At 75.1% G+C, this 16,489-nt stretch carries 13 protein-coding genes; 10 read left to right on the top strand and 3 right to left on the bottom strand.

The features are described 5' to 3' along the window. The 9 genes from AC6CKD_RS12970 to AC6CKD_RS12930 all read left to right on the top strand — a co-directional run bounded on the left by AC6CKD_RS12970 (position 1) and on the right by AC6CKD_RS12930 (position 13,603). Positions 1-1,275 (top strand): 6-phospho-beta-glucosidase, encoded by a 1,275-nt coding sequence (locus AC6CKD_RS12970; protein ID WP_498327287.1) that lies wholly within the window; start codon positions 1-3, stop codon positions 1,273-1,275. Further along, on the top strand, positions 1,266-2,291 hold the full coding sequence (locus AC6CKD_RS12965; RefSeq protein ID WP_498327285.1) for an N-acetylglucosamine kinase: 1,026 nt from the start codon (positions 1,266-1,268) through the stop codon (positions 2,289-2,291). Before AC6CKD_RS12970 ends, AC6CKD_RS12965 begins: the two co-directional genes overlap by 10 nt. A gap of 174 nt (positions 2,292-2,465) precedes the next feature. After that, positions 2,466-3,869: a GlnX family signal transduction membrane protein gene (locus tag AC6CKD_RS12960; protein ID WP_498327284.1), complete on the top strand. Its 1,404-nt coding sequence runs from the start codon at positions 2,466-2,468 to the stop codon at positions 3,867-3,869. A 185-nt stretch (positions 3,870-4,054) separates the two neighbouring features. Continuing rightward, positions 4,055-4,990, top strand: a complete 936-nt coding sequence (locus tag AC6CKD_RS12955) for a glutamate ABC transporter substrate-binding protein (RefSeq protein WP_498327574.1) — start codon at positions 4,055-4,057, stop codon at positions 4,988-4,990. Between the two features lie 131 nt (positions 4,991-5,121). Further along, positions 5,122-6,423, top strand: coding sequence for a hypothetical protein (locus AC6CKD_RS12950; RefSeq protein WP_498327283.1), 1,302 nt, complete (start codon positions 5,122-5,124; stop codon positions 6,421-6,423). Positions 6,424-6,428: 5 nt separating this feature from the next. Then, the gene (locus tag AC6CKD_RS12945; protein ID WP_498327573.1) at positions 6,429-9,188 is read left to right on the top strand and encodes a serine/threonine-protein kinase; all 2,760 of its coding nucleotides are present in this window, start codon (positions 6,429-6,431) and stop codon (positions 9,186-9,188) included. A gap of 3 nt (positions 9,189-9,191) precedes the next feature. Further along, positions 9,192-11,123: a PP2C family protein-serine/threonine phosphatase gene (locus AC6CKD_RS12940; RefSeq protein WP_498327282.1), complete on the top strand. Its 1,932-nt coding sequence runs from the start codon at positions 9,192-9,194 to the stop codon at positions 11,121-11,123. 26 nt (positions 11,124-11,149) lie between these two features. Beyond that, entirely contained in the window at positions 11,150-12,475 is a 1,326-nt protein-coding gene (locus AC6CKD_RS12935) for a vWA domain-containing protein (protein WP_498327281.1), read from the top strand. Positions 12,476-12,565: 90 nt separating this feature from the next. Further along, positions 12,566-13,603, top strand: a complete 1,038-nt coding sequence (locus AC6CKD_RS12930; RefSeq protein ID WP_498327280.1) for an FHA domain-containing protein — start codon at positions 12,566-12,568, stop codon at positions 13,601-13,603. 111 nt (positions 13,604-13,714) lie between these two features. Here AC6CKD_RS12930 and AC6CKD_RS12925 read toward each other — a convergent pair whose 3' ends face one another. Continuing rightward, the gene (locus AC6CKD_RS12925) at positions 13,715-14,713 is read right to left on the bottom strand and encodes a methyltransferase domain-containing protein (RefSeq protein ID WP_498327278.1); all 999 of its coding nucleotides are present in this window, start codon (positions 14,711-14,713) and stop codon (positions 13,715-13,717) included. A 139-nt stretch (positions 14,714-14,852) separates the two neighbouring features. Between AC6CKD_RS12925 and AC6CKD_RS12920 the strand changes: the two genes are divergently transcribed. Continuing rightward, positions 14,853-15,257: a globin gene (locus AC6CKD_RS12920; protein ID WP_243334938.1), complete on the top strand. Its 405-nt coding sequence runs from the start codon at positions 14,853-14,855 to the stop codon at positions 15,255-15,257. Between the two features lie 43 nt (positions 15,258-15,300). On the opposite strand, the gene AC6CKD_RS12915 is transcribed toward AC6CKD_RS12920, so the two are convergent. Then, the gene (locus AC6CKD_RS12915) at positions 15,301-16,014 is read right to left on the bottom strand and encodes a DUF8010 domain-containing protein (protein ID WP_498327277.1); all 714 of its coding nucleotides are present in this window, start codon (positions 16,012-16,014) and stop codon (positions 15,301-15,303) included. Further along, complete coding sequence (locus AC6CKD_RS12910) at positions 16,011-16,484, bottom strand: acyl-CoA thioesterase (protein ID WP_250739530.1); 474 nt, start codon at positions 16,482-16,484, stop codon at positions 16,011-16,013. The genes AC6CKD_RS12915 and AC6CKD_RS12910 overlap by 4 nt, the downstream gene beginning before the upstream one ends. Positions 16,485-16,489: the final 5 nt, after the last annotated feature.

The following is a 16,489-nucleotide window of genomic DNA, read 5'->3' as shown; positions in this document are numbered from 1 at the left end:
ATGAAACTCGCAGTGGTGGGCGGCGGTTCCACCTACACCCCCGAGCTGATCGACGGGTTCGCCCGGCTGCGCGACACCCTGCCCATCAGCGAGCTGGTGCTGATCGACCCGGCCGCCGACCGGCTGGAGCTGATCGGCGGCCTGGCCCGGCGGATCTTCGCCAAGCAGGGACACCCCGGCCTGATCACCACCACCTCCGACCTCGACGCGGGCGTCGCCGACGCGGACGCGGTCCTGCTGCAGCTGCGCATCGGGGGGCAGGCGGCCCGGCTCCAGGACGAGACCTGGCCGCTGGAGTGCGGATGCGTGGGCCAGGAGACCACCGGCGCGGGCGGCCTCGCCAAGGCGCTGCGCACGGTCCCGGTGGTCCTCGACATCGCCGAGCGGGTCCGGCGCTCCAACCCGGACGCGTGGATCATCGACTTCACCAACCCGGTCGGCATCGTCACCCGCGCCCTGCTCCGGGCCGGGCACAAGGCGGTCGGGCTGTGCAACGTGGCCATCGGCTTCCAGCGCAAGTTCGCCGCGCTGCTGGACCTGACCCCGGCCGACATCCACCTCGACCACGTGGGCCTCAACCACCTCACCTGGGAGCTGGGGGTGCGCAAGGGCGGCCCCGAGGGCGAGAACCTGCTGCCGCAGCTCATCGCCCGGCACGGCGACGCCATCGCCGCGGACCTGCACCTGCCGCGCGCGGTGCTGGACCGGCTCGGGGTGGTCCCCTCGTACTACCTGCGCTACTTCTACGCGCACGACGAGGTGGTCCGGGAGCTCGGGACCAAGCCCTCGCGGGCCGCCGAGGTCGCCGCGATGGAGAAGGAACTCCTCGGCCTGTACGGGGATCCCGCGCTGGACGAGAAGCCGGAACTGCTCGCCAAGCGGGGCGGCGCCTTCTACTCGGAGGCCGCCGTGGACCTGGCCGCGGCCCTGCTGGGCGACGGCGGGAGCGCCGGAAGCCCCGTCCAGGTGGTGAACACGCTGAACAACGGCACCCTGCCGTTCCTCCCCGACGACGCGGTCGTCGAGGTGCAGGCACGGGTGGACCGCGCCGGGGCCTCGCCGCTGGCCGTGCCCCGGCTGGACCCGCTGTACGCGGGGCTCATCGCCCACGTCACGGCGTACGAGGACCTCGCGCTGGACGCGGCGCTGCGGGGCGGCCGCGAGCGGGTCTTCAAGGCGCTGCTGGCGCACCCCCTGGTGGGCCAGTTCGACCTCGCCGAAGGGCTGACGGACCGGCTCCTGGCGCACAACAAGGAGCATCTGGCATGGGCGTGAGCCGGCCCCCGAAGGCGGCCGTCCTCGCCGTCGACGCGGGCAACAGCAAGACGGACGTGGCGCTGATCGCCGCCGACGGCCGCGTCCTCGGCACGGGGCGCGCGGGCGGCTTCCAGCCCCCGCGCGTCGGGGTGGAGGCGGCGCTGGACGTCCTCGGGCGGGCCGTCGCCGAGGCGGCCGAGGCCGCCGGACTGCCGGGGCCCGCGGCCGGAGTCCCGTACGCGGGGCCGTACGCCGAGCGGGTCTCGGCCTGCCTGGCCAACGCGGACCTCCCCGTGGAGGAGAGCCGGCTCGCGGAGGCCGTCGGAGCGCGCGGCTGGGGCACGGACACCGAGGTGCGCAACGACACCTTCGCGATCCTGCGGGCCGGGCTCGGCGAGGACGCCGGGGGCCCGCGCGGGGTCGCGGTGGTGTGCGGGGCGGGCATCAACTGCGTGGGCATGCTGCCCGACGGGCGCACGGCCCGGTTCCCGGCGCTCGGGCAGCTCTCCGGCGACTGGGGCGGCGGCGGCGGGCTGGCCGCCGAGGCCATGTGGTGGGCGGCCCGCGCCGAGGACGGCCGCGGCGGTCCCACCGCGCTCGCGGCGGCCCTGCCGGGGCACTTCGGGCTGGAGTCCGTGTACGCGCTGATCGAGGCGGTACACCTGGGCTCCGTCGAGCCCCTACGCATGCACGAGCTGGTGCCCGTGCTGTTCGCGGTGGCCGCGGCCGGCGATCCGGTCGCCGCCGCCCTCGTCGAGCGGCAGGCCGAGGAGGTCGTGGCACTGGCCTCGGTGGCGCTGGAACGGCTCGGGCTGCTCGCCGAGGAGGCGCCCGTCCTGCTCGGCGGCAGCGTCCTGGCCGCCCGGCACCCGCAGCTGAACGGCAGGGTGGAGGCCCTGCTGGCCGAACGGGCCCCGCACGCCCGGGTCTCGGTGGTCACGGCCCCCCCGGTACTGGGCGCCGGCCTGCTGGGCCTGGACGCGCTGGGGGCCGGGCCCGAGGCCTACGGGAAGCTGCGTGCCCATTTCGGTTGAACCTGGGCCCTGCCGGAACCATCGCGTCCCGTGAGGCGTATTGACGGTGAAGGGCAGGAGCGGCACCGGGGTCGGATCGGGGCGGATCGTGTCTGATCCCGGACCGGGTGCTGTGGACGACCGCCACTAAGGCCATACTGCTGCGAAGCACGAAGGACCGAGGGGGAGGTCAGGGTGGCCATCACATCACGCGCGCCCGCGCCCGGCGGCGTCTCGGCGCCCTCCGGGCCGCCGGCGCCGCCGCCCGACGCGCTGCCCCGGCGGGGCACCGCCTGGGCCGAGGGCGTGGAGCGGCTGCGCGCGGCGGCCACCACCGAGCCCGGCCGGCTGCGGATCATCGGCGCGGCCCTGGCCGCGCTGGTCCTGCTGTTCGGCGCGGTGGCCGTCTGGGAGATCTCCGGCCGGGTGTCCGCGGCCGACGACGTCGTGGGCCGCAGCCAGCCGCTGAGCGCCGACGCGGCGAGCATCTACCGCTCCCTCGCGGACGCCGACACCGCCTCCTCCAGCGGTTTCCTCGCGGGCGGCGACGAGCCCCGCGAGGTCCGCAGCCGGTACGAGAAGGACATCGCCAACGCGTCCCGGCTGCTGGTCAACGCGGCCGCCAGCACCACGGCCGGCGAGGACTCCCGCAAGCAGATCACCCTGCTGAGCGAGCTGCTCCCCCGCTACACCGGCCTGATCGAGCAGGCCCGCGCCACCAACAAGCAGGGCCTGCCGCTCGGCGGCGCCTACCTCCGGTACGCGAACGAGCAGATGAGCACCCAGCTCCTGCCCGCCGCGCAGCGGCTCTACGAGGCGGAGACCGGCCGCCTCTACACGGACTACGACGACGCCCGCGCGCTGCCCCTGGCCTCGTTCGGGGCGGGTCTACTCGCACTCGCGGCCCTGGTCTGGTCCCAGCGGCGCAACTACCGGCGTACGCACCGCGTCTTCAACCACGGGCTCGCCGCCGCGACCGCCGCCTCGCTGGTGCTGCTGCTGTGGCTGGCCGCGGGGCACACGGTCGCCAGGTCGGGGCTGAGCGAGGCCCGCACGGACGGGCAGGAGTCCCTCAAGGTGCTCAACGACGCGCGGATCGCCTCGCTCCAGGCGCGGGCCAGCGAGAACCTGACGCTGATCTCGCGCGGCGCCGTACTGGCCGAGGACAAGAAGTCGGACAAGTACGACGTGGACTTCTCGAACGACATGAAGGACCTGGACGCGGGCCTGGCGACGGCGGCGAAGCTGGCCGACGACGCGGCGGGCCGCGGGCCCGTGGCCGGCGCCGCGGACGGCGTGAAGCGGTGGAAGGAACTGCACGCGGCGGCCCGCCGGACGGACTTGACGGGCGACTACCAGGGCGCCGTCGGGCAGGTCATCGGTGACAAGGACCACAAGGAGCCGACGGGGTCCGCCTTCGACACGGTGGACGCCTCGCTGGAACGGGCGGTGGCCCACGAACAGCGTGAGTTCACCCGGGCGGCGCGGGACGGGCTCGGGGCGCTCGACGGTTTGGTGACAGGCACGGCGGCCCTGGCGGTCGTCGGCGCGGTGGCCGCCCTGCTCGGCATCGGGCGCAGGCTTTCGGAGTACAGGTGAGAGCGATGCCGGGACGGGTGAAGCGCACGGACACGGGATCCGGCGGGGCCGGGGGCACCGCGGCCCACGCGACGGCCGCCGAGGGCGCCGCGGAGGGGACCGCGGAGGGGACCGCGGAGCTCCAGGAGCCACGCGGCCTGCGGCGGCTGACGGGCCGGCTGCGCGGCTGGGGCGGGGTCGGGGCGATGGCCGCGGCCTGCGCGCTGACGGCGGCGGCCGTGCTGTTGCCGCTGGCCCAGGCCGCCCCGGGCGGCTCGGGACCCTCCTCGCTGGTGCGCGAGCCGGCCAGGATGGCCGTCGCTCCGCAGGCGCCCGGGGACACCTGTGAGAACCCGGAGGCGAGCCTGCGCCCCAACGGGCTGGACGGCTCCGCCATCCAGCGGATCCGCGCCGCGGGCCACCTCGTCGCGGGCGTGGACCAGAACAGTTTCAAATGGGGCTACCGCAACCCGGCCGGGGAGCTCGACGGTTTCGACATCGCCCTGGTCAAGGCCATAGCGAAGGACATATTCGGCGAGGACGGCAAGGTCATCTACCGGGCCATCCCCACCAGCCAGCGCATCCCCGCGCTCAAGGACGGCACCGTCGACATCGTCGTGCGCACGATGACGGTCAACTGCAAGCGGCTGGAGGACGTCGCCTTCTCGACGGCGTACTTCGAGGCCGGACAGCAGGTCCTGGCCCCCAAGGGCTCGGCGATCACCGGTTACGACGCCTCGCTGAAGGGCCGCCGCATCTGCACGGCGGCCGGCTCCACGGCCGAGGCGGAACTGACCGCCCAGTCCTACGGCGCCGTTCCGGTCAGCGTGCCCAACCAGCTCGACTGCCTGGTCCGCCTGCAGCTGGGCGAGGTGGACGGCATCATCACCGACAACGCCCTCGCCGCCGGCCAGGCGGCGCAGGACCCTTCGATCAGCCTCGTCGGTTCCCCGTTCACCAAGGAGTTCTACGGGGTGGCCATGAACAAGGACGCCGGCGACCTGGTGCGCCGCGTCAACAAGGTGCTGGAGGACTACCGCGCGGGCGGAGACAACAGCCCCTGGATGACGGCCTACAAGGCCCATCTGGAGCCCGTGCTGCCCGGCGTGGGCGGCCCGCCCGCTCCCAAGTACCGGGACTGAGGCCGGTGTCGGATTCTGAGCCCGATGTCACGAGACCGGAGGCGGGATCGGTGGAGGCACATCCTTTGGGGGCCCGGCCTTGGGAAGCGCAGTCTTGGGGAGCCCCGTCTTCGGGGGCGCAGCCGGCCGTGATGGACCGGGACGGTGTGGACCGGGCGCTGGCCCGGCTGGGCGCGGAGCACGAGGCGATCGAGACCTCGCTGCTCGCCCTCCAGGACCACGCCGGCCGGCGGCTCCTGGAGGGCGCCGGGCTGACCGGGGTCACCAAGGAGCGGTGGGCCGAGGCCGACGCGGCCATCACCCGGCTGTGGCGGTACTTCGACGCCTACAGCGGGGCGCTGGGCGCCGCCCGGGCCATCCGCGAGCGGCGCCGCTGGCCCAGCCGCGAGGACCTCGTCGAGCTGACCGACCGGCTGCTCGGGCCGGGGGTGCTCATCTCCGGCGCCGCGGTGGAGGGGGCCCCGCTCGCGGAGCGGTTCTCGCTCGCCGAGCTGGTGGGCCGCATGAACGAGCTGTACGCGAGCTCCCTGGACGTGGTGGTCGCCGCGGATTCCGTCTGGTCGGCGCTGCCCGCCCGGATCGACCTCCTCTCCGCCGAACTGCACCGCACCCGCGCCCTCGCCCACTCGGTGGGCGTCCGGCCGGGGGAACACCCCTCGGGGGACGACCTGGAGGCCATCACGGCCGAGCTGGCGGACCTGCGGGCCCGGGTGATCGAGGACCCGCTGGCGTTCTGGTTCGCGGTGGCCGGGAGCTCCGCGCCGGGCGGCGGCCGTCCGGACACCGGGCGGTACGACCGGGCCGCGCTCGCGCTGGAGGACGTACGCCGGGAGGTCGAGGCGGTGCTGGACGTCCGGCAGGACGCCGAGCAGCGGCTGATGGCGCTGCGGGACGTGCTCTCGCGCGCCGACCGGACCCTGGCGGAGGCCCGGGTGGCCCGGGGCGAGGTGCTGGCGAAGATCGCGGCGTCGGAGGTGCCCGCGGTGAGCGGCCCGCCGACGGCGCTGCAGGAGCAGCTCTCGGCGGCGGCGGAGTACCGGCGCCGGGCCCAGTGGCACCGGCTGTCCCCGCTGCTCGAGTCGCTGGAGGAGCGGGCCGAGGAGGAACTGCGACGGGCCCGCGAATCGTTGACCGCGGTGACGGCGCCGCTGGCGGTACGGGCGGAGCTGCGCGGGCGGCTCGACGCCTACCGGGCGAAGGTGGCCCGGCTGGGCATGGCGGAGGATCCGCTGCTGATGGAGCGGTACGACACCGCCCGGCGGATGCTGTGGAGCGCGCCCTGCGATCTGCGGGCCGCCGATCAGGCGGTGCTGCGCTACCAGTGGGCGGCCGCCGAGGCGCAGCCGGCGCAGCCGCAGGACCGGCAGCAGGACCAGCAGGGGCACCAACCGGTGCGTGAGCGGCCCGACGGGCCGAGGGAGGGGGACGCGTGAGTCTGATCGGAACGGCGTGCATGCGCCCCGGCTGCCCGGGGACGTACGAGGACATGGGCGGCGGCGAGGTCTACTGCGACACCTGCGGGTTGGCGCCGGCCGGCGCCGTCGCGGCGGGCGCCGAGGAGCTGGTGTCGGTGCCGACGGCGATGACGAGCGCGGCCCGCCACGGCGACTCCCAGGGCTCGCACGGGTCCGGGCGGTCCTCGTCCTCCTCGTCCTCGCGGGCTTCCCGCTCCTCGCGGTCGTCGAGGTCCTCTTCCTCCCGGCGCTCCGTGTCGGGCCGGCTCTCGCGCGCCCTCACGGGGGCCGCGTCCACCCGGTCGGTGTCGGTGCGCAGTTCGGGTTCGGCCGCATCGGGATCGGGCCGCAGCCGGCTGGGAGCCGGGCTGGTCAACGTACCGGAGGTGCCTCGTCCGGATCCCTCGGCGGCGGTGCTGGAGAATCCGGAGGTCCCGGAGCGCAAGCGGTTCTGCTCGCGCTCCGACTGCGGGGCGCCCGTGGGGCGGGCCCGCGGGGAGCGGCCGGGACGGACGGAAGGTTTCTGTACCAAGTGCGGGCACCCGTACTCCTTCGTGCCCAAGCTGCGTGCGGGTGACCTCGTCCACGGCCAGTACGAGGTCGCGGGCTGCCTCGCGCACGGCGGGCTGGGCTGGGTCTACCTGGCGGTGGACCGGGCCGTGTCGGACCGGTGGGTGGTGCTCAAGGGCCTGCTGGACACCGGGGACCAGGACGCGATGGCCGCCGCGATCTCCGAGCGGCGCTTCCTCGCGGAGATCGAGCACTCCAACATCGTGCGGATCTACAACTTCGTCGAGCACCTGGACCAGCGGACCGGTTCGCTGGACGGGTACATCGTCATGGAGTACGTGGGCGGCAAGTCGCTCAAGGAGATCGCCAACGAGCGGCGCCGGCCGGACGGCCGCCGCGACCCGCTGCCCGTGGAGCAGGCGTGCGCGTACGGGATCGAGGCGCTGGAGGCGCTCGGCCACCTGCACACCAGGAACCTGCTGTACTGCGACTTCAAGGTCGACAACGCCATCCAGCAGGCCGACCAGCTGAAGCTGATCGACATGGGCGCGGTCCGGCGGATGGACGACGAGGAGTCGGCCATCTACGGCACCGTGGGCTACCAGGCGCCGGAGGTCGCGGAGGTCGGCCCGTCGGTCGCCTCCGACCTGTACACGGTGGCGCGCACGCTGGCCGTGCTGACCTTCGACTTCCAGGGCTACACGAACGTGTTCGTGGACTCGCTGCCCGACCCGCAGCACATCGAGGTGTTCGGACGGTACGAGTCCTTCTACCGGCTGCTGGTACGGGCCACCGACCCGGATCCGGGACGGCGGTTCGCGTCCGCGCAGGAGATGGCGGACCAGCTGACGGGGGTGCTGCGGGAGGTCGTCGCGCTCCAGACGGGCCTTCCGAGGCCCCAGGTCTCCACCCTCTTCGGGCCCGAGCTGCGCGTTCCGGACGACCGGCTGTTCACCGACGACAGGTCGGGCGCGCACGTGTCCCGGCTGGGCGAGCGGCCCGTGCGGCGCTGGCGGCCGGATCCGGAGCCGGCTCCGGCCCGGGTGCCGGCCGCCGCCCCGGTCCAGGCGCCGGTCCCGGATCCGGCCCCGGCCCCGGCCCCGGCTCCGGATCCGGCCGCCGCCGTGGCGGCGGGGGCTCCCGCCGCTCCTCCGGCGGCTTCGCCGATCACCGGGTACGGCACGACCGGGCTGGTCACCACGGCGACGCACCGGGCCGCCGGTCCCGGCGTGCCGGCCCCGCGCCGGGCCCCGGCGGCCGCGCCGCTGCCGCCGGTCGGGATCACCGCCGCGCGGCGGCCGGAGCTGTCCACGCTGGACACCCGCGAGGCCGCGCTGGCCCTGCCCGTGCCGCTGGTCGACGCCGGGGACCCCAACGCCGGTTTCCTGGCGGGCCTGCTGGCCTCCGCGCCGGCCGACCTGCTGGCCGCGCTGGGCTCGGCGCCGGCCGAATCCGCGGAGCTGCGGCTGCGGGAGCTGCGGGCCCGGCTCGAACTGGGCGGGGCCGACGCGCCGCTCGTCGCCGACGCACTGTCCCGGCTGGAGGCGCGGCACCCCGACGACTGGCGCGTGGTGTGGGCCCGGGGCATCGCCTCGCTGGCCATCGGGGAGGACGAGACGGCGGCCCTGTCCTTCGACGCCGTCTACGACGCCTTCCCGGGCGAGCCGGCGCCGAAGCTGGCGCTGGGGCTGTGCGCGGAGGTGCTGGGCCAGTTGGACAACGCCGCCGAGTACTACCGGCTGGTGTGGGCCACGGATCCGGGGTTCGTCGGGGCGGCGTTCGGGCTGGCCCGGGTGCAGTTGGCCGCCGGGGACCGGGCCGGAGCCGTGCGCACGCTGGAATCCGTACCGGAGGCCTCCATCCACCACACCGCCGCACGGGTGGCGGCTGTACGGGCACGCCTGCGCGACCGGTCTGCCCAGGAGGCGCTGCTGCCCGATCTGACGGCGGCCGCGGAGCAGGTGGAGGCACTGGGGAGGTTCGGCCTGGACTCGGTGCGCCACGAGCGGCTCAGGGCGGAAGTTCTGGGCTCGGCCCTGGACTGGGTACTGTCGGGCAGCCGGGGTTCCGACCCCGGCCGTACCTCGCTGCTCGGCTGCCAACTGGACGAGCGGGGGCTTCGCTTCGGCCTGGAGCGCTCGTTCCGCGTGCTGGCACGGCTGGCGCAGCGGGGCGAGGAGAGGATCGAACTGGTGGAGCGGGCAAACCGTTTCCGTCCCCGGACGTGGGTGTGATTGATGTCGATGCATCGGCTGTCGGGCTGCCCCAGCTGCGCGGAACCGCTGGAGGAGGGTGATCGTTTCTGCGGCCTCTGCGGCTACGCCCTCACCGCCTCCGCCGCCACGGAACCCCGAGCCCCGGAAGGACCGGCGGCCCCCGCGGCCCCGGCCGCCGCCCCGGCGGCGGCGGATCCGGCCGCGCCGGGCGCTCCCGCGACGGCTGCCGCGGCGGCTCACGCGGGTACCGCCGGCCGGACATCTCCGGCGGGCGGGATCCCCGCCACGCGCGGGCGCCCGTCGCCCGGCGAAGCCGCCGCGCCCCGGCACGCCGGCGGCCACGCCGAACCGGCGGCCCCCGGGTACGCCGGCGAGGCCGCGCCCGGCTGGGGCAGCGTCTCCACCGCCGCCCCCACCCTGGTGACGGGCCCGAGCGGCTGGTCCGGCCCGCACGGCACGCCTCCGGCCCCCCAGAGCCCGTACACCGCACCCCCTCAGGGCGGCCGGCACCCGGCGGACACCACGCCCTACGGCGCGAGCGCGCAGGGCCCGGGTCCCGCGGGCGGAGCCGGCTACGGCACGCCGGACCCCGAAGAACACGCCGCCCGATACGACCACCCCACCCCGCAGGCGCAACACCCCGCCGGCGAGCCCCCGTACGGCGCCGCCCCCGGCGGACAGGACCCCGCCCAGCACGGCACCGGCCAGAACGGCACCGGCCCCCAGACACCCGACCCGGGGCACGAAGCCCCGTACGGCGGCGACCCCGCCCCGCAGGGACGTCACTCCGGCGGCGAAGCCCCGTACGGCGATCCCGCCCCGCAAGGACAACCCGCCGGCGAGCCTCCGCACGGCGCCGCCCCCGGCGGACAGGACCCCGCCCAGCACGGCGCCGCCCAGCACGACCCCGGCCCCCAGGCACCCGACCCGGGGCACGAAGCCCCGTACGGCGGCCCTGCCCCGCAGGGTGACGCCGGGGGGAAGACCTGTGTGGCCTGCCGGGCCGGGCGGGTGGACACCGACGGGTACTGCGAGCACTGCGGCCACGCGCAGCCGCGGGAGCGGGACCACCTCGAAGAGGAGCTCGGGAGCGTTGCCGCCGTCAGCGACCGCGGGCTGCGCCACCACCGCAACGAGGACTCCTTCGCCGTGGCGGCCACCGCGCTGCCCGACGGCTCCGCCGCCACCGTGGCCATCGTCTGCGACGGCGTCTCCTCCGCCAGCCGCCCCGACGAGGCCTCCGCCGCGGCCGCCGGAGCCGCCAACGAGGCGCTGCTCGACGCCCTCCCCCGCGGCGCCCACCCCCAGGAGGCCATGCACGAGGCGATCCTGGCCGCCGCCGCCGCGGTGAACGCCCTCGCCCCCGAGGTGCCCGGCGCCCAGAACGCGCCCGCCTGCACCCTGGTCGGCGCCGTGGTCAGCAGCGGCCTGCTGACCATCGGCTGGGTCGGCGACAGCCGTGCGTACTGGGTCCCCGACGACCGCGCGGCCCTGCCCCGCCGTCTCACCGAGGACGACTCCTGGGCCGCCCAGATGGTCGCGGCGGGCCTGATGGCCGAGGCCGAGGCCTACGCCGACGCCCGCGCGCACGCCATCACCGGCTGGCTCGGGGCCGACGCGTACGACCTGGAACCGCACACCGCCACCTTCAAGCCCGACCACGACGGCGTGGTCGTGGTCTGCACCGACGGGCTGTGGAACTACGCCGAGTCCGCGCGCGACCTGGCGCAGGTACTCCCGTCCGACGCCGCCGTCCGGCCCCTGCACAGTGCGCAGGTCCTGGTGGGGCACGCCCTCGACGGCGGCGGGCACGACAACGTCACCGTGGCCGTCGTCCCCTTCGCCGCCACCCCGCCGACCGCCCAGACTCCGCCGACCGCCCAGACCCCGCCGCCCCCGCCCGCGGGCCCGGAAGGGCCGACAGGATCCGCAGGCTCGCAGGCCCAGGCCTGATCCCCGTTCCCGAGGAGTACCGACCGATGGCGAACTTCGCCAAGCCGAGCGCCCCGCGCTTCAGCGTCGAGGTGTACCAGAACGAGTTCCTCGCCGAGGGCGCCCGCGACGTCCACGCCATCGTCACGGTCACGTCCAGCGGTGGAGCCACGGCCACCCGGACGGCCGTCGCCACGGGCGGCGCCGCGGTGGTGATCATGGTCGACTGCTCCGGCTCGATGGAGTACCCGCCCGACAAGATGCGCGGCGCCCGCGAGGCGACGGCCGCCGCCGTCGACACCCTCCGCGACGGCACCGCCTTCGCCGTGATCGCCGGTACCCACGTGGCCAAGGAGGTGTACCCCGGCCAGGGCCGCCTCGCCGTCGCCGACCCGGCCACCCGCGCCCAGGCCAAGGAGGCCCTGCGCGGCCTGTCCTCCGGCGGCGGCACCGCCATCGGCACCTGGCTGCGCCTCGCCGACGGCCTGCTGCGCGGGTCCACCGCGGCGATCCGGCACGGCATCCTGCTCACCGACGGCCGCAACGAGCACGAGGACCCAGCCGTGCTCCGCGCCACGCTCGACGCCTGCGCGGGCCGTTTCACCTGCGACGCCCGCGGCGTGGGAACCGACTGGGAGGTCAAGGAGGTCACCGGCATCGCGAGCGCGCTGCTCGGCACGGCCGACATCGTGGCCGATCCGGCCCGGCTGACCGAGGACTTCACGCACGTGATGGAGAAGGTCATGGGCAAGGAGGTGGCGGATGTCTCACTGCGCCTGTGGACCCCGGTGGGCGCGGAGGTCCTGTACGTCAAGCAGGTCGCTCCCGCCGTGCAGGACCTGACCGGCCGCCGCACCGAGGCGTCCCCGCGCGCCGGGGACTATCCGACGGGTTCCTGGGGCGACGAGTCCCGCGAGTACCACGTGTGCGTACGGGTCCCCGGCGCCTCCGTCGGCCAGGAGATGCTCGCCGCCCGCGCCGCCCTCGTCATGCCCGGGGCGCCCGGTGAGGCCCCGGCCGTACTCGCCCAGGGCCTGGTCCGCGCCGTCTGGACGGACGATCTCGCCGCGTCCACCGCCATCAACCCGCAGGTGGCCCACTACACCGGGCAGGCGGAGCTCGCGCAGGCCATCCAGCAGGGTCTGGAGGCGCGCAAACTGGGGGACGTGGGCGGCGCCACGGCCAAGCTGGGCAGGGCCGTGCAGCTGGCGAGCTCCTCGGGCAACGCCGACACCGCCAAGCTGCTCGCGAAGGTGGTGGACGTCGTCGACGCGGCGGCGGGTACTGTGCGGTTGAAGGCAAGGGTCGCCGACGCGGACGAGATGACACTAGAAACGCGTTCCACTCAAACCGTTCGAGTGCGAAAATCTTGACGTAAAGCTTGACGCTCTGATCAGCGCGGATCGGACGCGAAGGAAGAAGACCCTGCCTCGTTGACGCAGGAAGAAGGAGGAAGCGCCGCGATGCCGACCTGCCCGAACGGGCACCAGTCCGCCTCCGACGACTGGTGCGAGGTCTGCGGCCACCGCATGGCCGCACCCACGGGCACCCCCGGGGCGCCCTCCTACGGCTACGGCTACCCTCCCACCGGCGAGCCGACGGCACAGGCCGAGCTCTGCCCGCAGTGCCGGACCCCGCGCGAGGCCATGGCCCCGTACTGCGAGGAGTGCCGGTACAACTTCCTGACGCGCACGGCGACCTCGTACACGCCGCTCTCCCCGGACCTGCCGCAGCCGCCCCCGCCGCCGGGCATGCCCGCGGCTCCGCCGGCGTACTCCCAGGACCACTTCGACTACCAGGGCTCGCGGCCCTCCCGGGTCAACCGCCCGGCCGAGCCGCTGCAGCGCGAGGACGACTGGATGCTGCCGCCTCCGGCGCGCCAGGAGTACCAGCAGCCCCCGTACCAGCAGCAGCCTCCGCCGCCCCCGCAGCAGCACCAGCAGCCTCAGGCACCGCAGGCACCGACGCCGCCGCCGCCGTACCAGCAGCAGCAGCCCTCCCGGACCGGGCAGTACCAGCCGCCGCAGGCACCCCCGCAGCACCAGCAGCAGGCGCCCCAGTCGTACCAGCAGCCGCCCTACCAGCCCCAGGGCGGCGGGTCCTGGACCGCGACCATCGGTCCGGACCGCACGTACTTCATGGCGATGATGCAGCGCAGCGGCCCCGAGGCCGCCGGGCTCGACCTGCCCGCGTACTCCCCGGAGCAGCACCTCCCGCTCGCCGGTGGCCAGATCACCATCGGCCGCCGCCGTGCCTCGACGGGCGAGTCCCCGGACATCGACCTGTCGGTGCCCCCGGAGGACCCGGGCGTCTCGCACCAGCACGCGGTGCTCGTCCAGCAGCCCGACGGAAGCTGGGCCGTGGTGGACCAGAACTCCACCAACGGCACCACGATCAACGGCGGCGAGGACTCGATCCAGCCCTACGTGCCGGTTCCGCTCGCCGACGGGGACCGCGTCCACGTCGGCGCCTGGACCACGATCACCGTCCGGCGCGGCTGACCCGCCCGGCCGAACACGACGAAGCCCTCCGGTGACACCCGGAGGCTTCGTCGTGTCGGGGATGCTCGGCCGCCGGCGGGCGGCGGGGTACGGCCCGTGTCGATGGCCGGCCTAGGGTGCCCCGATCTCCCCGCCCGCCTCCCCCAGGGGCCACACGTAGGGCCCTTGGGGATCGTCGAGCCAGGACCACTGCCCCGCTTCGCCGACCGTCACCCCGAAGCGCTCGCGCGCCGGCCGGCCCTCGCGCCGCCACAGGTCCAGCGCCTCCCTCGGGTGCAGCGCCCCGGAGGTGAGCACCAGCATGAACTGGAAGCGCTCGTTCTCCACCAGCTCGTACGGGAGCCCCTGCGGCATCCCGTACGTGCCGGGCGGCGCGGCCGTGGCCCCGCGCAGCGGCACGAAGTAGGCCGAGGTGTGCAGGAAGCGTCCCTCGGCGAACCCGGCGTCCCGCACCGTGAGCGCGATCAGACCGGTCGACAGCGGGGCCAGGATCCGGGCCCCCGGCCGGCACTGGCCCAGCCAGGCGGGCGGGATCAGCGGGATCGTGCAGGTCACCAGGATCCGGTCGAAGGGGGCTCGGGCGGGGCAGCCGCGGGCCCCGTCGCCCGTGACGACCGCCGGGTGGTAGCCGAGCCGGTCCAGGTGCGCGCGCGCCGACTCGGTGATCTCCTCGTCCAGGTCCACGGTGGTGACCAGCCCGTCTCCGAGCCGATGGCACAGCATGGCCGCGTTGTACCCGGTGCCCGCGCCGATCTCCAGCACGTTGTCCCCGTCGCGCACGTCCAGGGCCTCCAGCATCTTCGCCATCAGCGAGGGCTGGCTGCTGGAGGAGACCAGCTCTCCGTCGCGCAGCCGGGTGGCGAGCGGGGTGTCGGTGTAGACCCCGCGCAGCCAGCGTGCCCGCAGTTCGGGGTCGGGGTCCTCCGCCCAGAGCCGCTCGTGCCCGGCGCCGCGGCCGGTGTAGAAGTACGGGACGAACACGTGCCGGGGCACGGCGGCGAAGGCCGCCCGCCAGCGCGGATCCTCCAGCACCCCGGCGGCGGTCAGCTCCCGTACCTGGGCGGCGTGCGCGGTCTCCCGCACGTCGCGTACCTCGGCGTGTGCGCCCATGTCTCCACTGTCCTGCGGACGCGTCCCGGGTGCGACCGCGCTGCTCCCGCGCCGGGGCCGCCCGCGTGAACGCTCCGCGGCCGCGAGGGACGGTCCTAGGACCGGGGTCCTCCGTCCGGGCGTCTGAGACGATGGTCGGGTGAATGAGATTCCGCGGGGCACGGTCCAGGAGCAGACCTTCTACGAACTGGTGGGCGGCGAGGACACCTTCCGCCGACTGGTCCACCGCTTCTACCAGGGGGTCGCCGAGGACCCGCTGCTGCGCCCGATGTACCCGGAGGGGGACCTCGGTCCCGCCGAGGAGCGGTTCGCGCTCTTCCTGATGCAGTACTGGGGCGGCCCGAACACCTACAGCGAGAACCGCGGCCACCCGCGCCTGCGCATGCGGCACGCGCCCTTCCAGGTGGACGCCGCCGCGCACGACGCGTGGCTGGCCCACATGCGGGTGGCGGTGGACGAGCTCGCCCTCGCGCCGGAGCACGAGGCGCAGCTGTGGCGGTACCTGACGTACGCCGCCGCGTCGATGATCAACACCGCGGGCTAGGACGTACGGGCTCCGGCGCGGGGATCCCGTACGGCGCGGCCGGCTAGACCGGCCGGACGAGCAGGGTGCCCAGACCGCCCGGGCGGCGCGTGGCCACGGACCCGTACGGGGTGCGCAGCCGCAGCCAGCCCCCGGAGGCGAACAGCGCCACCGGCTCGGGGGTGCCGGGCGCGGCGGGGGCGGCGGGCACGGTGGACCGTACGGGCCGCAGGAAGCCCAGGGACTGCGCGGCGTGCACGGCGCGCAGCGGAAGTTCGGTGTCCCCCAGCGTGCGGGACCAGATCTCGCGGCCGATGCGGTCGCGCTCGGAGCGGGTCCGGTGCTGCGGGGGCAGGGCCTCGTCCCGGGCCCGGAACTCGGCGACGGACGCGGCCAGGGCCTCGGCCATCTCCTCGGGGCCGGGCAGCCCGGCGACCGGGGTCCAGCCGCCGCGGGGCGGCAGCACACCGGCCCAGGGCGGTCCGGTGACGGCCGCGGGGACGGCGGCGCCGGCCCGCTCGCCCTCGTCGACGGACTCCAGCAGCTCCCCGGCCGAGACGGTCAGGTCGAGCGGAGCGGAGACGGGTGCGGCGAGCCGCACCGTACGGACGGCCAGGACGTCGAAGGACGGCGGCCGCCCGAAGACGGCGAGCGCGCCGCCGCCGGCCTGCGCCTGCAGGCGGACGGCGGCGGCGCGGTCGTAGTGCACCAGCCGGCCCAGGAAGGCGGCCAGGTCGGCCGCCTCCCCGGAGTCGGCGAAGCGCAGCTGCTGGTTCATGCCGCGATGCCTCCGGCAGGGGCACCGGTCTTCGGCTGTGCCTTCGGCTCGTCCAGGTACTCCTGGAGGAAGAGCTTCTCCTCGGCCGTGATGCGGCGGGGCCGCCCCTCGGCGAGGTTGTAGGGCACGACCACGGTCTCGGCGCGCACGTAGACCGTCTCGGGCGCGTCCTCGGTCGCCTCGTCCTTGACCTCGTAGCGGATGGTCAGGGACGCGGCGCCTATCCGGGTCACCCAGGACTCGATGAGCACCGGCTCGTGACGGTGCACGAGGGGCAGCTTGTAGTCGATCTCGTGGCGGGCCACGACGGAGCCGCCCGTGAAGGACTCACTGCCCTCCCCCGGCGCGAGGCGGAACATGAAGTCGATCCGCGCCTCCTCCAGATAGCGGAGGAAGACGACGTTGTTGACGTGCCCGAAGGCATCCATGTCCGCCCAGCGGAGGGGGCATCGGTAGTGGTGTCTGGCCATGGCCC

The sequence above is a fragment of the Streptomyces sp. GQ60 genome, assembly GCF_059758875.1.
This window is presented reverse-complemented; position numbering and strand designations above follow the sequence as displayed.

Bases quoted from the DNA above. Each gene is read 5' to 3' on its own strand.
- AC6CKD_RS12935 (WP_498327281.1), top strand. From the start codon at position 11,150: ATGGCGAACTTCGCCAAGCCGAGCGCCCCGCGCTTCAGCGTCGAGGTG.
- AC6CKD_RS12915 (WP_498327277.1), bottom strand. From the start codon at position 16,014: ATGAACCAGCAGCTGCGCTTCGCCGACTCCGGGGAGGCGGCCGACCTG.
- AC6CKD_RS12965 (WP_498327285.1), top strand. From the start codon at position 1,266: ATGGGCGTGAGCCGGCCCCCGAAGGCGGCCGTCCTCGCCGTCGACGCG.
- AC6CKD_RS12950 (WP_498327283.1), top strand. From the start codon at position 5,122: ATGGACCGGGACGGTGTGGACCGGGCGCTGGCCCGGCTGGGCGCGGAG.
- AC6CKD_RS12910 (WP_250739530.1), bottom strand. From the start codon at position 16,484: ATGGCCAGACACCACTACCGATGCCCCCTCCGCTGGGCGGACATGGAT.
- AC6CKD_RS12970 (WP_498327287.1), top strand. From the start codon at position 1: ATGAAACTCGCAGTGGTGGGCGGCGGTTCCACCTACACCCCCGAGCTG.
- AC6CKD_RS12930 (WP_498327280.1), top strand. From the start codon at position 12,566: ATGCCGACCTGCCCGAACGGGCACCAGTCCGCCTCCGACGACTGGTGC.
- AC6CKD_RS12940 (WP_498327282.1), top strand. From the start codon at position 9,192: ATGTCGATGCATCGGCTGTCGGGCTGCCCCAGCTGCGCGGAACCGCTG.
- AC6CKD_RS12925 (WP_498327278.1), bottom strand. From the start codon at position 14,713: ATGGGCGCACACGCCGAGGTACGCGACGTGCGGGAGACCGCGCACGCC.
- AC6CKD_RS12955 (WP_498327574.1), top strand. From the start codon at position 4,055: ATGGCCGCGGCCTGCGCGCTGACGGCGGCGGCCGTGCTGTTGCCGCTG.